The following is a 16,052-nucleotide window of genomic DNA, read 5'->3' on the forward strand; positions in this document are numbered from 1 at the left end:
CGGTACGGGCCGTCCGGGGCTCAGCCCCGGACGGCCATCAGGACGCGGCCCCCGACCTCCACCGTGCCGTCCGGCGCGGGTGCCGTGAGGATCTGGGAGCCGCGTCCCTGGGTGATGTTGAGGGCCCGGCCGAGGTGTGCGCTGAGCAGCAGGGCGGCCGCGCCGGTCGCCTCGTCCTCGACAATGCCGGTCGCATCGCCGCGCCTCGGGAAGGCCCGCGCGCGCACCCGCCCGGCGGCCTCGTCCTCCCAGGCCCAGGCGTAGAGCCAACCCTCGCCGGGTGGCGGTCCCGGCAGCGCCTCGACCTCGGCTGCGGTGGCGTACTGCTGGAGGATGCGCGGCGGGACCCACTCGGGGCGGGCGGTGATCCAGGTGAACTCCCCGTCCTGGCGCGCGAACACGTCCCCGACCGTCAGTTCCAGGATCTCCAGGTCCAGCAGCCAGGCGGTGCCCACCAGCGGGTGCCCGGCGAACGGCAGCCGCAGCCCCGGGGTGTGGATGTCCACCCGCCCGCGCTCCGGGTCGTCGACGAACACCGTCTCGCTGAAGCCGAGTTGCCGGGTCAGCCGCTGCCGGGACGCCTCGTCGGGGTGGCCGCTTCCGTCGCGTACGACGCCGAGGGCGTTGCCGTGCCGGCCGTCGGGTCCGCAGAACACCCGCAGGACGTCGATGCCCCGGGGTACGTCGTAGTCGTTCACGGGGGCATTCAAGCACTGCGCGGCGCCGGGGCGGGAACCGAGCGGGTACGGCCGCGGGGCCGCACCGGCGAGCACTGCTGCTGCCGGTACGGCCCCGGGGGGACGTGCGGGTGGTGCGGGTGGGTCAGGCGGTGACGTTACGACGACGGCGCGCCGCGATCACGACACCGGCGCCGGCCGCCACGACGACGCCGGAGGCGGCGATCAGGGCGCCGGTCGGGACGTCGGAGCCGGTGGAGGCCAGGGCGCCGGAGCCGCCGACCGAACCGCCGGTGGAGCCACCGACCGTGCCGCCGCCGGTGGTGGAACCGCCTGCCGTGGAGCCGCCGGTGGAGCCCGAACCGCCGGTGGAGCCGGAGCCGCCGGTGGAACCGCCGGTGGAGTCGCCCGGAAGCTGGGCGTCCTTGTCGATGGAGACCGCGACGTTCAGCGCGTCGAGCTCCTCGCCCTTCTTGTAGAAGCCGCCGAACGCCTTGGCGCCGTCCGTGGTGAGCGTCGCCGGGACGTTCTTGAGGGTGACGATGCCGTCCTTGGCGACGAGCGCGCCGGCCGGCACCTTCAGGTCGGCGAAGGACAGGGCGGTGTACTCGCTGACCTTGCCGGTCGCCTGGTCCTTGGCGGAGACGTCGGCGAGAAGCTTGCCGGAGGTGCCCTCGATGTCGACCTTCAGATTGCTGATCGACAGGTCGAGGACGTACTCGCCCTTGGTCTCGTGGCCGAGGAAGCGCACCTTGCCCTTGAACGCGGCGTCGAGGGTGTTCTTGTCGGCGTCGAGGAGGCCGGTGGCCTTGGTGAAGCGGTAGCCGTTGGCGTTGGCGGAGGCGCCGTCGCTCGTCTCGATCTTGCCGTGCGCGATGTTGCCGACGACGTAGGCGCGGAAGCTCTCCTTGACGCCCCAGTTGAGGGTGCCGTCGACGACCGGGCCGCTGACCGGCGCGGCGGTCTCGGAGGCGGTCGGGGTCGGCTTGCCGGTGGGCTCCTCGGTGGGGCCGGTCGGCTGGCCGGTCGGCTGCTCGGTGGGCTTGCCGGTCGGCGGGGGCGTCACCGGGGGTGTGGTCGGGTTCTCGGTGGGCGGCACGGTCGGGGCCTGCTTGACCGACAGGGTCACCGGGTCGAGGGCGGAGCCCTCCGCGTAGAAGCCGGCGAAGGCCTCCGCGCCGTCCGCGGTCAGGGTGGCCGGGATGTCGGCGAAGACCATCTCGCCGCCCGCGCCGCCGCCCGGCTTGACGGCGGTCATGTCGAGCGCGGCGATGGGGGCGTCGTCCTTGGTGACGACGGTGCCGTCCGTCTTCTTGCTGGTGAAGTCGGCGGTGATGGTGCCGGTCTCGCGGCCCGTGCCGGCCTTGATGTCGCTCAGCTTGACGTCGAGCACGCCGTGGTGGCCCTCGAACCGGACGCTGCCCTTGAACGCGGTGTCGGAGGCGTGCGTCGCGGTGTCGTAGGTGCCCTTGCCGTCGGTGAAGGTGAACACACCGTTGCCGTCGGCCTGCTGGGCGCCGTCGGCGACGGTGATCTCGCCCTGCGCGATGGGGCCGGCGATGTACTTGCGGAAGGACTCCTTGATGCCCCACTCCAGCTTGCCGTCCACCAGCTCCAGCTTCGGAGCCGCGGCGGGCGCGGCCGCCGGGGAACCGGCGGCGAGGGCCGGGAGGGCGAAGGCGGTGGCGCCGAGGGCGGCGGCCGTGGCGACGGCCGCGGCAAGGGCTATGGGGCGGCGGGTTGCTGCCATGTCGGTGTGTCTCCTCAAGGGACAGGGGGCGGAAGCGAAGCGTGGGGGGAGGGGGTGATGATCCATAAGGCACGCATGGGGGTGCCGGGTCAGGAAGTCGTGGAGGAATCGGGGCCGGCGGAGGCGTCGGCGGCCGCGGGGGCCGGCTGCGCGCCTCGGCGGCGCAGGGCGAAGAACGCCGCTCCGGCCGCGACGAGCAGCAGCACACCGCCGCCGATCGCGGCGTACGTGCCGGTGCCAAAGCCCGAGTCGGAGGCGGCCGCGACCGGTTCGGCGGAGGGCTCGGCCGAGGCCTTCTTCGTCGGCTCGGCGGCGGCCGTCGGCTCGCTGCCGAGGTCGGGCAGCGCGGGCAGCTGGGCCTTCTCGTCGACGGCCACGGCGAGCGAGACCGGGTCCATCGCGGTGCCCGCCTTGTACATGGAGCCGAACGCCTTGGCTCCGTCGGCGGTGAGGGTGGCGGGGGCCTCGGTGAGGGTGGCGAGGCCGTCCTTCGGCGCGAAGTCCTCGGCGGCGAAGGTGACGATCGGGACGCCCTTGGTGGTCTTGCCCTCGCTGGTGACGTCGGCCGAGAGGGTGCCCTCGCCCTTGGTGACGGCGACGGTGACGGCGGCGAACTTCAGGTCGAGGTCGTGGGCGCCGGTGAAGCGGATGCTGCCGCTGAAGTCCGCGTCCAGCGTCTCCTTCTCGGCGTCGTACGTCCCCTTGCCCTGCGGGAAGCGGAACAGGGCCCCGCCGTCCTGGGCGCCGTCGGCGAGCGTCCACTTGCCCTGGCCGATGGAGCCGGTGACGTACTCGCGGAAGGTGCGGCGTACGCCCCAGTCGACGGCGGCGTCCTCGAAGCGGCCCGCCTTCTCCTTGTCCTTCTTCTCCGCCTTGTCCTTCTTCTCGCCCTCGTCCTTCTTCTCGTCCGGGGCGGAGGGCTTCGGCTCGGCGGCGCCCTTGGTGTCGACGGAGAGGCTGACCGGGTCGAGCGGAGTGCCCTCGGTGTAGTAGCCGGCGAAGGCGGAGGCGCCCTCGGCTGTCAGCGTGGTCGGGATGTTGGTGAGGGCGACGGGGGTGGAACCGCCCTTCATGTTGATCCCGCCGAGGCCGAGCTTGGCCAGCGGGACCTGGGAGCGGTTGGAGACCTTGCCGGTCCCCCGCTCCTTGCTGACCATGTCCGCGAAGAGCGTGCCGCTGCCGCCGTTGATCCGGACGGTGGGCCGACTGATCGTGAGGTCCAGTTCGTTGGTGCCGTCGGCCTTCGTGTGGCCGGTGAAGTGCACCCCGCCGGAGAAGCCGGAGCTGAACGCCCCGGTGCCCGGGTCGTAGGAGCCGGTCGCCGAGTGGAAGCGGAACTGGCTGCCGCCGACGGTGGCCGCGCCACCGGTCAGATTCCAGCTGCCGTTGGCTATGGGCCCGGTGACGTAACTCTGGAAGGAGGACTTGATGCCCCAGTCCAGCCGACCGCCCTGCACCGTGCGGCTTGCCGCTTGCGCGGTGGCGGCGGGGAGCAGGGCTCCCAGCAGTACCGCGAGAAGCGCGACGGCGAGCGCGCGGGCCGATCTGGACGACAGCATGAGAGACCCCTCCGAGGACTGGATACGCAGGTAAGGCTAACCTAAGGTATTCCCAGCCTGTGCCGGAACCCCTCCGCCACCTCCACCATCTCCACACATCCGAACCACCCACCGCACGCCGCGGAACGACAGGACGGTGCCCAGTGCGCATCTCGCAGGACTTCGCCCCGACGGGCCCGGACACCGGACGCACGGCCCGCCGTCGCCCGGCCCGGGGCAGGGCGGCCGCCGCCCTCACCGCCGCCGTGGCCTTCGCCCTGGTCCTGACCGGCTGCGGCGGAGGCGACGATCCCGCGCCGAAGTCCGCGTCCGGAAAGAGCTCCGCCGACGCCGACCGGGTCGAGCCGCTGGCCGCCCCGCCCGCGCCGAAGTTGCCGGTGACGGTCGACTCGGCGGACGGCACGAAGGTCACGATCGGCTCCACCGACCGGATCGTGCCGCTGACCGGATCCCTCAGCGAGATCGTCTTCACGCTCGGCTTCGGCAAGCAGGTCGTCGCCCGGGACATCACCGCCACCTTCGAACAGGCGGAAAAGCTCCCGGTGGTGACCCGGGCCCATGACGTCTCGGCGGAGAGCGTGCTCTCGCTGAAGCCGACGATCGTCCTCGCCGACACCACCACGGGACCGTCCGAGGCGATCGACCAGATCCGCGACGCGGGCATCCCGCTGCTCGTCGTCGAGCCGGCCAAGGGGCTCGACGACGTCGGCCGCCGTATCGACACCGTCGCCGAGGCCCTGGGCGTACCGTCGGCCGGTACCGAGCTGAAGGAGCGCACCGAGAAGCGGATCGCCGACGTCCAGAAGTCCATCCCGGACCACGCCGACGGCAAGAAGCCCCGGGTCGCCTTCCTCTATCTGCGCGGTTCGGCCTCCGTCTATCTGCTGGGCGGCGCGGAGTCCGGGGCCAGTTCGCTGCTGGAGGCGGCGGGCGCGGTCGACGCCGGCAAGGAGTCGGGCCTGAACAAGGACTTCACCGCCATCACCAGCGAGGCGCTCGCCAAGGCGGCGCCGGACGCGATCCTGTTGATGACCAAGGGGTTCGAGTCGGTCGGCGGCATGGACGGCCTGGTGAAGATCCCCGGTATCGCGGAGACCCCGGCCGGCATGGACCGCCGGGTCGTCACGGTCGACGACGGGGTGCTGCTCAACTACGGGCCGCGCACCGACCGGGTGCTCACCGAGATCGTCGAGCAGCTGTACGCGAAGGGCGGCAAGGGCCAGTGACCACCTCGTACGAGGAACGCACCGAGCCCGTGGGGAAGTCCACGGGCAAGGACGCGAAAGGGCCCAAGGAAGCGGAGGACACCGCCTCCAAGTCCCCCCGGAGCAGGGCGTTCGTGCTCACCGCGGTGCTCTCCCTCGCCCTGCTCGCCGGCTGTCTGCTGTCCGCCGCGATCGGCGCGTACAACATTCCGCTCGGCGACGTCCTGTCCTCCGTGCAGCACCGGATCGGGCTCGGCGGCCAGGCGCTGGACCGGGTCGGCGAGAGCGTCCTGTGGAACGTACGGCTCCCCCGGGTCGCCCTCGCGGTGCTCGTCGGCGCGTCGCTCGGCTGCGCGGGCGCCCTGATGCAGGGCGTGTTCGGCAACCCGCTGGCCGAGCCCGGCGTGATCGGGATCTCGGCGGGTGCGGCGGTCGGCGCGGTCGCCTCGATCGCGCTCGGCCTGACCTTCTTCGGCAACTGGACCATCACCGTCTTCGCGTTCGTCGCGGGCCTGGCCACCGTGCTGCTCGTCTACGCGCTCTCGCGCTCCGGCGGCCGGACCGAGGTGGTGACGCTGATCCTCACCGGTATCGCCGTCAACGCCTTCGCGGGCGCGCTGATCGGTCTGTTCATCTTCTTCGCGGACAACGCGCAGATCACCCAGATCACCTTCTGGCAGCTCGGTTCGCTCTCCCAGGCGACCTGGCCCAAGGTGCTGGCCGTGCTGCCGTGCGCGCTGGCCGGGCTCCTCATCGCCCCGTTCTACTCGCGCAAGCTGGACCTGCTGGCGCTCGGCGAGCGGCCCGCCCGGCACCTGGGCGTGGACGTGGAGCGGCTGCGGATCGTGCTGGTGCTGGTGGTGGCGCTGCTGACGGCCGCCGCGGTCGCCGTCGCCGGGATCATCTCCTTCGTCGGTCTGCTCGTCCCGCATCTGCTGCGGATGGCGAACGGCCCCGGCCACCGTTTCCTCGTCCCGGGCAGTGCGCTCGGCGGCGCCCTGATCCTGGTGGCGGGCGACCTCGCGGCCCGTACGGTCGCGGCCCCCGCCGAACTGCCGCTCGGGGTGCTGACCGCGCTCTTCGGCAGCCCGTTCTTCTTCTGGCTGCTGCGCAGGACCCGTCGTAAGCAAGGTGGTTGGGCATGAGGACGCTGAGAGATCTGTTCGCGGTACGTCCCCGGGAGCTGCCCTCGCCCGTCGCCGCCGGCTCCTGTGCCGTCGAGGCGGTCGGCCTGTCGGTCCGGCTCGGGCAGCGGCAGGTGCTGGACTCCGTCGATCTGACCGCGCACGCGGGCGAGGTGGTCGCCCTGGTCGGGCCGAACGGCGCGGGCAAGTCGACGCTGCTGGCGGCGCTGGCCGCCGATCTGGCCCCCGGGAGCGGCGAGGTGCGGATCGACGGCCGCCCGGCCGACGCGTGGTCCGCGCCCGAACTGGCGCTGCGCCGCTCGGTGCTGCCGCAGTCCGCCGCGCTGTCCTTCCCGTTCCCGGTGGAGGACGTCGTACGGATGGGACGGGCGCCCTGGGCCGGTACGGAGCGGGAGGACGAGGACGACGCGGCGGTGGCGGCGGCGATGGCGGCCACCGAGGTGACCCGGTTCGCGGGCCGGCCGTTCTCCGCGCTGTCGGGCGGGGAGAAGGCCCGGGTGGCGCTGGCCCGGGTGCTGGCGCAGCGGGCCCCGCTGATGCTGCTCGACGAGCCGACCGCCGCCCTGGACCTGCGCCACCAGGAGCTGGTGCTGCGGATCTGCCGGGAGCGGGCGGCCGCCGGGGACGCGGTGGTGGTCGTGCTGCACGATCTCGGTCTCGCCGCGGCGTACGCGGACCGGGCCGCCGTGCTGCACGACGGGCGGATCGCGGAACTGGGCGCGCCGGACGAGGTCTTCACCGGGGAGCTGCTCGGCGAGGTCTACCGGCAGCCGGTGGAGGTCTTCCCCCATCCGCGTACGGGTACGCCGTTGATCGTGCCGGTACGTCAGAACTGACGCGGTTCCCGGGCCTGTTCTCGCTCAGGTCACGGTGTGGACGCTGTATCCGGTCCCCGCCCGCACGCCGTTCACCGCCCGGGTAGGGTTTCGACGGTCAGTGCGGGCGACGGATCAGAAGGCGCAGAAGCAACGGATGACGAGACACCCTGGACTGGGTCGGCTGACGGCGGGGCTCGCGACGGCGACGGTGCTGTGCCTGACCGCGAGCGGCTGTGTGACGGTGCACGGGGAGCTCGAAGTGCTGCCCGGGGCGAAGAAGTCCGAGGCCGCGCAGGCGCTGAAGGACTTCACCGACGCCTACAACGCGGCGGACAAGGCGTTCGATCCGGCGCTGGACGCGGACCGGGTGACGGGTTCGCTCGGCGCGATCAACCAGGCGGGCCTGAAGGCGCGGCAGACGTACAACCCGGACGGCAACAAGGCGCACAAGCCGCTGGTGCTGGACGACGCGACCTACATCATCCCCAAGAAGGCGGGCTGGCCGCGCTGGTTCCTCGCGGACACCGACTCCAACCGCGACCAGGACGGCGGGAAGCTGGACACCCGCTGGCTGGTGGTGTTCGTACGGTCGGGCCCCGACGCGCTGTGGAAGGCGTCGTATCTCGCGGTCGTCCCGCCGTCCCAGGTACCGCGGTTCACCCTGGACGAGGACGGGCTCGCCACCCCGGTGGAGCCGCAGGACGAGGCGCTGGCCGTCGCCCCGGCGGATCTGAGCACCTCCTACACCGCGTATCTGCGGGACGGCGAGCCCGATGTGTTCACGCCGGGCACGGCGACCTCGGGCTGGCGCGAGACGCGGCGGACCACCCGGCGGGCGGGGTTCACGTACCAGTACATCGACCAGCCGCTGACCGGGGCGGCGTTCGCACCGCTCGGGCTGCGCACCGAGGACGGCGGGGCGCTGGTCTTCTTCAGCAGCAAGCACTTCGAGCGGCAGACCGCGGCGAAGGGGCTCAGGCCGGAGGTCAACCGGGATGTGAAGGCGCTGCTGACCGGCGAGGTGAACAGCAGCCTCACCAAGGAGCGGGTCTCCAGCCAGCTGGTGCACGTGCCGCCGCGCGCCGGGGCGGCCGGGGCCGGTTCCGGCACGGGCTCCGGCGGCAAGGTGCGGATGCTGAACCGGCTGCCGGGCCTGGTCGCGGCGAAGGGCGCGTAGCGGCGCCGGCCGCCGAGCCGTCAGCGGCTCAGCGGCCAGGCGATCGAGTCGTGGTCCAGCTCGCTCTGCTCGGCGCTGCCCGCATACCGCGCGCAGGCGTCGGTCAGCGTCTCCAGCAGGGTCAGCGGGTCGGGCAGCTCATGCTCGGGGCCGCGCACCCAGTGGACGTCCAGCTCACCGGGAAGGCGGGCGGGCGGCAGGAGGACATAGCTGCCCCGGCAGTGCCAGCGCAGGCCCGGATGGGCGTCCATGGTCTCGGGGTGGCAGTCCAGCTCGCAGGGCCACCACTCGTCCTCGTCCTCGGGGGTGCCGCGGGTGGCGGTGAAGAACAGCATCCGGTCCTCGCCGGACTGGGCGACCGGGCCGACGTCGATGCCCGCGTCGAGAAGCCGCTCCAGGGCGCTGCGGCCGGCGGTGAGCGGGACGTCCAGCACGTCGTGGATCATGCCGGTCGCGGTGATGAAGTTGGCCAGCGGCTGGCCGGCGGCCCAGCGCTCGATCTGGGCGCGGTCGGTGGTCGACTGCGTCTGCCAGGCGAAGGAGACGGGGTGCCGGGCGGGGGTGGGACAGCCGATGCGTTCGCACGAACATCGGTATCCGAGGGGGTGGGCGGCGGGGGCGATGGGCATGCCCGCGTCGGCGACCGCCAGGAGCAGCCCCACTCTGGCCGACTCCTCGGCTTCGGCCCCCGGTGATTTGGGACGTCGCCGCAGCCACTGGGAGATCCTGCTCTCTGTGCCGCGGAAACGGCCGGAATCGGCGCCCATCTATCCCCTCACCTCAGCAGTTCACCTCAGCGTTGCCTGTCCATGGTCGCACCATCCTGCGGTTCGGGTGGCCAGAGTTCACCAGCGAGGCCGTGTACCACTGCACCGAGTGAGCACCATCACGTCCGATGTCACCACATACCGGATAAGGATCACGGTCGTGTCAGGGCCGCGGGGCGAGGCCGCCGAGGGTGTAGTCGACGATCGCGTCGGCGTACGCGTGGGTGAGCGGCTGCGTCCGGAGCAGCCAGCGGTGCATCAGCGGGCCGACGAGCAGCTCCAGGGCGATCCGGGGATCGGCGTCGGCGCGGACGTCTCCGGCCTCCTGGGCGGCCCGCAGCCGTGTGACATACAACGCGAGCTGCGGTTCGAGCAGCTTCTCGACGAATTCGGCGCCCACCTTGGCGTCCACGATGCCCTCGGCGGTCAGCGCGCGGGTGGGGACCGCCAGCGCCGGGTCGTTCAGCTCGTCGACGGTGGCCCGCAGGACGAGCTTGAGGTCGGCGGCGAGATCGCCGGTGTCGGGGATGCCCTGCGCGGCCTCCCCGGACTGCGGACCGGCCTCCTCGGCGGCCCGGCCCGCCAGGTCCAGGAAGGCTTCCATGAGCACGGCGGCCTTGGAGGGCCACCAGCGGTAGATGGTCTGCTTGCCGACCCCGGCGCGGGCGGCGATACCCTCGATCGTCGTGCGCCGGTAGCCCACCTCGCCGACGAGGGCGAGGGCGGCGTCGTGGATCGCGCGGCGGGAGCGGTCGCTGCGGCGGCTGGAGTCGGGTGCCTTGGTGGGAGCCATACGGCCAATCTAGCGCCGGGCGAGCCGATACGTATCGTCTTGGTGCTGTCCAGGGCGTCTCGCCCCGGTGCCTTACGTGGCGTCCTGATGGCCTCGACCGGGCGGTCCGGTGAACCACCCGATCGGTTCACTGCGGATCCGGCGCGCACGGCGCACCATGGGCTCACGCACAGACCGTGCGCATCCCACCGTTCCGCGGCCGTCGCCGCCGTTCGCGAGGAGCCCGAGTTGAACCGTGACGCCACCCCTCGTCGCTACCTGATGTGCGCACCGACGCACTTCCGGGTCACCTACTCCATCAACCCGTGGATGGACCCGTCCAAACCCGTCGACCTGCCGCTGGCCCAGACCCAGTGGGAGGACCTGCGCGACCGCTACCGGTCCCTCGGCCACACCGTGGAGCTGCTCACGCCCCGCCCGGACCTGCCGGACATGGTCTTCGCCGCCAACGGCGCCACGGTGATCGGCGGCCGGGTGCTCGGCGCGCTGTTCGCGTACCGGGAGCGGTTCGAGGAGGCCGCGGCCCACCGGGACTGGTTCCGGGAGCACGGCTTCGCCGAGGTCCAGGAGCCGGAGCACGTCAACGAGGGCGAGGGGGACTTCGCCGTCACCGCCTCGTATCTGCTGGCCGGGCGCGGCTTCCGCTCCAGCCCGCTGTCGCACATGGAGGCCCAGGAGTTCTTCGGGGTGCCGGTCATCGGCCTCGATCTGGTGGATCCGCGCTACTACCACCTGGACACCGCGCTCTGTGTGCTGGACGCGGCGGCCGACGAGATCATGTACTACCCGGACGCCTTCTCCCCCGCCAGCCGGGCGGTGCTGCGCCGGCTGTTCCCGGACGCGCTGCTCGCCCGGGAGGCGGACGCGGCGGCGTTCGGCCTCAACTCGGTGAGCGACGGGCGGCACGTCCTGCTGCCGCAGGGGGCGACGGGGCTGCTGGACCCGCTGCGGGACCGGGGCTTCGAGCCGGTCCCGATGGATCTGGGCGAGCTGCTCAAGGGCGGCGGCAGCGTGAAGTGCTGCACCCAGGAGCTGCGCGGCTAAGCGCGGTCAGCCGGTGCTCTCCGGCGGCCAGGGATCGCCCCAGGCGATGTTCCTGGCCGCCCGGTAGAGCTCGCCGTGCCGCTTGGTGACCGTGGAGCGGGCCAGGCCCTCCTCGCGGGTGCACAGCTCCAGCAGCACCTGGCCCTTGCGGATCTGCGGCCTGCGGGTGATCCGGGAGGCCGCCGGGGCGGTGGGGAAGCGGGTGGCGACGACGTAACTGAACTTCTCGTCCTCGTGGCTGAGCGAGCCGCCCTTGACCTGCCGGTGCAGCGAGGAGCGGCTGACCCGGGCCGAGAAGTGGCACCAGTCGCTGCCGGGGGCGATCGGGCAGGCGTCGCTGTGCGGGCAGGGAGCCGCGATGCTCAGCCCGGCGGCGGTCAGCCGGTCGCGGGCCTCGATGATCCGGGCGTATCCGTCGGGGGTGCCGGGCTCCACGATCACCACGGCCTGCCCGGCGGCCGCCGCCGCGTCGACCAGCTCGGTCCTGGCGGCGGCCGGCAGCTCCTTGAGGACGTAGCTGACGGTGATCAGGTCCGCCGGGGCCAGCTCCAGGGCCGCGCCGATCCGGGCCTGTTCCCAGCGCGCCTCGCGGAGCGCCGGCACTCCGGAGGCCTCGGCCAGTTCGCGGCCGAGCGCCAGGGCCGGTTCGGCCCAGTCCAGGACGGTGGTGGCCGGGCCCTCCCAGGCCCCGGCGACGGCCCAGCTCGCCGCGCCGGTGCCGCCGCCGACGTCGGTGTGGGTGGCGGGCGTCCAGTCGGGCGCGGCCTCGACGAGGGCGTCGAGGGCGGACCGTACGGCTTCGAAGGTGGCGGGCATGCGGTACGCGGCGTACGCGACGACGTCGGAGCGGTCGCGCAGGATCGGGGCGTTCGTCGGGGTCTCCCCGCGGTAGCTGGCGATCAGCCGGTCGACGGCCTGTGTGGCCTGCTTGGGCGGCAGTCCGTCGAGCAGCCCGGCCAGCGCCGCGCGCAGGGACTGTGCGGTGGGGAGGGTGACGTTCACCGCCGAATTGTAGGCGGAGGCGACCCGGCGGACGCATTCCGCTTCGCCGCCGCCCCAGGGGGTACGGGAGACCACACGGGCGGCGCGGTGGGCCCGCGGAGCGGTTCCAGGTAACCGGTACGGAACAGGATTCGGCCGAACTCCACACGGCCGGAGGCCTGTTGCTACGCTGGCCCGCGCGTGGACGGCATGAGATCACGATGGTCCGGCGGGGAGCCATGAGACAGAAGATCGTGCGGCTGACCCTGGTCGGCGGGGTGGTTTTTCTCGCCCTGCTCCTGCTGCTGGCCACCTGCGGCGGCAGCCCCGACCGCGGCGGGAAGGACGACGCGGCCTCCGGGGCGGCGAAGCCGGTGCTGCCGAGCGCGGGTCCGGTGACCCGGCTGACGGTTCCGCCGCAGTACACGACGGACCGGGGCTGGGAGATCATCGGCTCCTCCCCCGATGTCACCGTCTCCCATGCGACGGGTCTGCTGGCCTATCTGGAGCGGGCCGACGGGAACCGCTACCGGCTGCGCACGGTCGACACGGCCTCCGGCGAGCTGGGCTGGAAGAGCCGGGCCTGGCGGCCGCCGGACCCGCTGCACTACCCGAAGCTCGCCACGGTGACCAAGGGCGACCGGCAGTTCTTCGTGACCTGGTCCTACGGGAAGGTCGGCGACGGGCTGTCCCCGTCGAGCACCTTCCTCGCGCTCGATCTGTACGACGTCACCAACGGGAAGCGGCAGCGGGTCGAGGTGCCGTGGTCCGGGGCCCCGGACGTCAGCACGACCGGGCCGGACATCGTGATCAGCGACGCGAAGGCGAACAGCACGCTGGTCGACCCGGTCACCGGCGAGGTCTCCGAACTGGGCGCGGCCGAGCTGAAATACCCCAAGGGCTGCACGGCCTGCAAGCAGCTCACCGAGGTGCACGGTCAGACCGCCGGGGGGCTGCTGCTGGGCGGGGCCCGGGAGTTCTGGGTGCGCGGCGGCTGGTTCAGCCGGAAGGTGGCGCCCAAGGGCACCGAGCGGGACAGCGGTGTGGTGACGTCGGTGACCACGGACCAGGTGCTGGCGAAGTGGGCGCCCGCGAAGAAGACCAAGCGGGCGGCGACCCATGAGCTGTGGGCGGTGCACGACGCGACGACCGGCGAGGTGCTCGCCTCGGTGGAGTGCCACCGGCCCGCCATAAAGCCGGGGCGCTACCCGCAGGCGGTCCTCTCGCCCTCGGGCGAGTATCTGATCGCCGGGAACCTGGCGTTCGATCTGGAGGCGAAGCAGGGCCGCTGCTTCGAGGACGAGGGCGGCACCGCCCATCTGACGCTGGCCACGGTGACGGACGACGGCATCGCGTACGGGGCCGAGAACGCGCGCGACGCCTCGGAGGCGCTGTCCGGCGGCGGGCTCCCGGTCACGATGGACTTCGCGACCTGGAGCACCGAGCGGCTGTCGCGCAACGCCCGGCTGCCGGGGACGGAGACGACGGGGGTCGGGGTGTTCCGCTGGACGGACCGGCAGGACCGCACGCATCTGATCGGCTACCCGCGCACCGGCTGAGCCTTCCCCGGCCTGCTCCCCCAGGACTCAGAGGCCGCCGGCCTCGCATCCCGCGCGCTGCCAGGGGCGGCACAGGAGCAGGAAGCAGGCCACCGCCGCCACCGCGCACACCACCTGGACGAGGGCCATCGGGACGGCCGTGTCCTCCCCCGCGATACCGACCAGCGGGGAGGCTACGGCGCCGATGAGGAACGAGGACGTGCCGAGCAGCGCGGAGGCCGAGCCGGCCGCGTGCTTGGTCCGCATCAGGGCCTGGGCGTTGGTGTTCGGCATCGCCAGGCCCATCGCCGACATCAGTACGAACAGCCCGGCCGCGACCGGCACCAGACCGGCCTCGCCGAAGACGCCGGTCGTCATGAGCAGCAGGGCGACGGCGGCCAGCACGATCACCGCGAGGCCGAAGCCGAGCACCTTGTCGAGGCTGAACCGGCCCACCAGCAGCTTGCCGTTGATCTGCCCGACCGCGATCAGACCGATCGAGTTGAGCCCGAAGAGCAGGCTGAAGGTCTGCGGCGAGGCCCCGTAGATCTCCTGCACGACGAACGGCGAGGCGGAGATGTAGGCGAAGAGGACGGCGAAGGCGAGGCCGCCCGCGATCATGTAGCCGGTGAAGACCCGGTCGGCGAGGAGCCCGCGCATGGTCCGCAGGGCGTCGGTGACGCCGCCGGTGTGGCGGTCGGCGGGCGGCAGCGTCTCGTGCAGCCACTTCCACACGACGAGGGTGAGCGCGATGCCGACGCCGGTCAGGACGACGAAGATGCCGCGCCAGTCGGTGACCCGCAGGACCTGGCCGCCGATCAGCGGCGCGATGATCGGGGCGACGCCGGAGATCAGCATCAGGGTGGAGAAGAACCGGGCCATCTCCACTCCGTCGTAGAGGTCGCGCACCACGGCCCGCGCGATGACGATGCCGGCCGCGCCCGCGAGTCCCTGGAGGAGGCGGAAGCCGATGAGGAGTTCGGCGGTGGGGGCCAGGGCGCAGATCGCGGTGGCGAGGACGTAGACGACCATGCCGAGGAGCAGCGGCTTCCGGCGGCCCCACCGGTCGCTCATCGGTCCGACGACGAGCTGGCCGAGGGCCATGCCGGCCAGGCAGGCGGTCAGGGTGAGCTGGATGGTGGCGGCGGGGGCGCTCAGCGAGTCGGTGACCGCGGGGAGCGCCGGGAGGTACATGTCCATGGACAGCGGCGGCAGTGCGGTGAGTCCGCCGAGGACCAGGGTGACCAGGAGCCCGGTGCGCCGGGCGGCCTTCGCCGCCGGGCCGGGGAGGCCGGGGGCTTCCGCCGGGACAGGAGGGTCCGGCAGGCCTGCGGGGGCGGTGACCTGCGGGGCCGCCGGGTCGACGGCGAGGGCGCCCGCGTCGCCGTGTGGGACGGTCGGGTCGCCGTCGGCACCGGGTCCGGTGCCGGGGTTCGCGTCGGCTCCGGGACCGGTCCCGGAGGTGGGTATGTGCGCTCGCTGGGACCGGCTGCCGCCGCTGTCCGGCATTCTCTTCTCCACATCGTTGAATCCGCATCTATGCTCTCAGCTCGGCCGGAGTGGTCGATACCTTTTTCGGGCGGGCTGGGGTGGCGGGCATGGGTGAGACGGTGCGCTGGGGTGTTCTGGCGACGGGCGGCATAGCCGCGACGTTCACGGCGGACGTACAGAAGCTGCCCGACGCGGAGGTGGTGGCCGTCGCCTCGCGCACGGAGGCCTCGGCGCGGACCTTCGCGGAGCGGCACGGGATCGGGCGGGCCTACGGCAGCTGGGCGGAGCTGGTCGCCGATGACCAGGTGGACGTGGTGTACGTGGCCACGCCGCACTCGGCGCACCACGCGGCGGCCGGGCTGGCGCTGCGGGCCGGAAAGCATGTGCTGTGCGAGAAGGCGTTCACGCTCAACAGCCGGGAGGCGGCGGAGCTGGTGGCGCTGGCCCGGGACCGCGGCCTGTTCCTGATGGAGGCCATGTGGACCTACCTCAACCCGGTGATCCGCCGGCTGACCGAGCTGGTCCGCGACGGGGCGATCGGCGAGATTCGTACCGTACAGGCGGACTTCGGCTTCGCGGGCGACTTCGCTCCGGGGCACCGGCTGCGCGATCCGGACCTGGGCGGCGGGGCACTGCTGGACCTCGGGGTCTATCCGGTGTCGTTCGCGCAGCTGCTGCTCGGTGAGCCGGACCGGGTACAGGCGGACGCGCTGCTGTCCCCGGAGGGCGTCGACCTGAACACGGGGATGCTGCTCGGCTGGGAGTCCGGTGCGACCGCGCTGCTGTCCTGCTCGATCGTCGGCCACCATCCGACGGCGGCCACCGTGATCGGCACGGCCGGGCGGATCGACATCCCGCGCGACTTCTTCCACCCGGACCACTTCGTGCTGCGGCGGGCGGGCGCGGAGCCGGAGACGATCACCTCGGGGCCCGGTCCGCAGGGGCTCTCGGGCATGCAGTACGAGGCGGCCGAGGTGATGCGCGCGGTGCGGACGGGCGAGACCGAGTCCCCGCTCGTCCCGCTGGCGGGGTCGCTCGCGGTGATGCGGACGCTCGACGCGGTACGGGACCGCATCGGCGTCCGCTATCCGGCGGACCGCTGAGCCC

Annotated in this window: 13 protein-coding genes and 1 pseudogene; 7 read left to right on the forward strand and 7 right to left on the reverse strand. The window is 72.7% G+C overall.

The window, feature by feature from the left end; translation table 11 throughout:
• Window positions 1-20 precede the first annotated feature (20 nt).
• The 3 genes from ACSMXR_RS08790 to ACSMXR_RS08800 form a co-directional block, all read right to left on the reverse strand.
• On the reverse strand, window positions 21-698 hold the full coding sequence (locus ACSMXR_RS08790; RefSeq protein WP_137232823.1) for a PhzF family phenazine biosynthesis protein: 678 nt from the start codon (window positions 696-698) through the stop codon (window positions 21-23).
• 124 nt (window positions 699-822) lie between these two features.
• A complete protein-coding gene (locus tag ACSMXR_RS08795; RefSeq protein WP_473171568.1) occupies window positions 823-2,427 on the reverse strand; it encodes an HtaA domain-containing protein in 1,605 nt (534 codons plus the stop codon).
• A gap of 89 nt (window positions 2,428-2,516) precedes the next feature.
• A complete protein-coding gene (locus ACSMXR_RS08800) occupies window positions 2,517-3,986 on the reverse strand; it encodes an HtaA domain-containing protein (protein WP_473171569.1) in 1,470 nt (489 codons plus the stop codon).
• A gap of 143 nt (window positions 3,987-4,129) precedes the next feature.
• Here ACSMXR_RS08800 and ACSMXR_RS08805 point away from each other — a divergent pair, with 143 nt between their 5' ends.
• The 4 genes from ACSMXR_RS08805 to ACSMXR_RS08820 all read left to right on the forward strand — a co-directional run bounded on the left by ACSMXR_RS08805 (window position 4,130) and on the right by ACSMXR_RS08820 (window position 8,331).
• Window positions 4,130-5,212 carry a heme/hemin ABC transporter substrate-binding protein gene (locus tag ACSMXR_RS08805; RefSeq protein ID WP_137232826.1) on the forward strand — a complete coding sequence of 361 codons (1,083 nt, stop codon included), beginning with the start codon at window positions 4,130-4,132 and terminating at the stop codon, window positions 5,210-5,212.
• Window positions 5,209-6,336, forward strand: coding sequence for a FecCD family ABC transporter permease (locus tag ACSMXR_RS08810; protein ID WP_381908099.1), 1,128 nt, complete (start codon window positions 5,209-5,211; stop codon window positions 6,334-6,336). The genes ACSMXR_RS08805 and ACSMXR_RS08810 overlap by 4 nt, the downstream gene beginning before the upstream one ends.
• Window positions 6,333-7,172 carry a heme ABC transporter ATP-binding protein gene (locus ACSMXR_RS08815; protein WP_137232827.1) on the forward strand — a complete coding sequence of 280 codons (840 nt, stop codon included), beginning with the start codon at window positions 6,333-6,335 and terminating at the stop codon, window positions 7,170-7,172. The genes ACSMXR_RS08810 and ACSMXR_RS08815 overlap by 4 nt, the downstream gene beginning before the upstream one ends.
• A gap of 136 nt (window positions 7,173-7,308) precedes the next feature.
• A complete protein-coding gene (locus tag ACSMXR_RS08820; protein WP_473171570.1) occupies window positions 7,309-8,331 on the forward strand; it encodes an SCO2278 family lipoprotein in 1,023 nt (340 codons plus the stop codon).
• A gap of 20 nt (window positions 8,332-8,351) precedes the next feature.
• Here the strand turns inward: ACSMXR_RS08820 and ACSMXR_RS08825 are convergent, their stop codons facing one another.
• Both ACSMXR_RS08825 and ACSMXR_RS08830 read right to left on the reverse strand, forming a co-directional pair.
• Window positions 8,352-9,098, reverse strand: coding sequence for a bifunctional DNA primase/polymerase (locus ACSMXR_RS08825; RefSeq protein WP_103509116.1), 747 nt, complete (start codon window positions 9,096-9,098; stop codon window positions 8,352-8,354).
• A 163-nt stretch (window positions 9,099-9,261) separates the two neighbouring features.
• Window positions 9,262-9,891 (reverse strand): TetR/AcrR family transcriptional regulator, encoded by a 630-nt coding sequence (locus tag ACSMXR_RS08830; protein ID WP_218527738.1) that lies wholly within the window; start codon window positions 9,889-9,891, stop codon window positions 9,262-9,264.
• A 207-nt stretch (window positions 9,892-10,098) separates the two neighbouring features.
• On the opposite strand from ACSMXR_RS08830, the pseudogene ddaH reads away from it, so the two are divergent.
• A pseudogene (gene ddaH / locus ACSMXR_RS08835) lies at window positions 10,099-10,935 on the forward strand (dimethylargininase); the annotation flags it as partial.
• Window positions 10,936-10,941: 6 nt separating this feature from the next.
• Here ddaH and ACSMXR_RS08840 read toward each other — a convergent pair.
• Complete coding sequence (locus ACSMXR_RS08840; protein WP_473171571.1) at window positions 10,942-11,937, reverse strand: small ribosomal subunit Rsm22 family protein; 996 nt, start codon at window positions 11,935-11,937, stop codon at window positions 10,942-10,944.
• A gap of 218 nt (window positions 11,938-12,155) precedes the next feature.
• Between ACSMXR_RS08840 and ACSMXR_RS08845 the strand changes: the two genes are divergently transcribed.
• Window positions 12,156-13,475 carry a hypothetical protein gene (locus ACSMXR_RS08845; RefSeq protein ID WP_137232832.1) on the forward strand — a complete coding sequence of 440 codons (1,320 nt, stop codon included), beginning with the start codon at window positions 12,156-12,158 and terminating at the stop codon, window positions 13,473-13,475.
• Window positions 13,476-13,502: 27 nt separating this feature from the next.
• Here the strand turns inward: ACSMXR_RS08845 and ACSMXR_RS08850 are convergent, their stop codons facing one another.
• Window positions 13,503-14,963: a multidrug effflux MFS transporter gene (locus ACSMXR_RS08850; RefSeq protein ID WP_473171572.1), complete on the reverse strand. Its 1,461-nt coding sequence runs from the start codon at window positions 14,961-14,963 to the stop codon at window positions 13,503-13,505.
• A gap of 89 nt (window positions 14,964-15,052) precedes the next feature.
• Between ACSMXR_RS08850 and ACSMXR_RS08855 the strand changes: the two genes are divergently transcribed.
• Window positions 15,053-16,048: a Gfo/Idh/MocA family protein gene (locus ACSMXR_RS08855; RefSeq protein ID WP_473171573.1), complete on the forward strand. Its 996-nt coding sequence runs from the start codon at window positions 15,053-15,055 to the stop codon at window positions 16,046-16,048.
• Window positions 16,049-16,052: the final 4 nt, after the last annotated feature.

It is taken from the genome of Streptomyces sp. DSM 106670, assembly GCF_055792845.1.

What these genes read in the sequence shown, in the direction of transcription:
- ACSMXR_RS08825 (WP_103509116.1), bottom strand. Translation starts at nt 9,098, where the DNA reads ATGGGCGCCGATTCCGGCCGTTTCCGCGGCACAGAGAGCAGGATCTCC.
- ACSMXR_RS08850 (WP_473171572.1), bottom strand. Translation starts at nt 14,963, where the DNA reads ATGCCGGACAGCGGCGGCAGCCGGTCCCAGCGAGCGCACATACCCACC.
- ACSMXR_RS08795 (WP_473171568.1), bottom strand. Translation starts at nt 2,427, where the DNA reads ATGGCAGCAACCCGCCGCCCCATAGCCCTTGCCGCGGCCGTCGCCACG.
- ACSMXR_RS08830 (WP_218527738.1), bottom strand. Translation starts at nt 9,891, where the DNA reads ATGGCTCCCACCAAGGCACCCGACTCCAGCCGCCGCAGCGACCGCTCC.
- ACSMXR_RS08820 (WP_473171570.1), top strand. Translation starts at nt 7,309, where the DNA reads ATGACGAGACACCCTGGACTGGGTCGGCTGACGGCGGGGCTCGCGACG.
- ACSMXR_RS08815 (WP_137232827.1), top strand. Translation starts at nt 6,333, where the DNA reads ATGAGGACGCTGAGAGATCTGTTCGCGGTACGTCCCCGGGAGCTGCCC.
- ACSMXR_RS08845 (WP_137232832.1), top strand. Translation starts at nt 12,156, where the DNA reads ATGAGACAGAAGATCGTGCGGCTGACCCTGGTCGGCGGGGTGGTTTTT.
- ACSMXR_RS08855 (WP_473171573.1), top strand. Translation starts at nt 15,053, where the DNA reads ATGGGTGAGACGGTGCGCTGGGGTGTTCTGGCGACGGGCGGCATAGCC.
- ACSMXR_RS08800 (WP_473171569.1), bottom strand. Translation starts at nt 3,986, where the DNA reads ATGCTGTCGTCCAGATCGGCCCGCGCGCTCGCCGTCGCGCTTCTCGCG.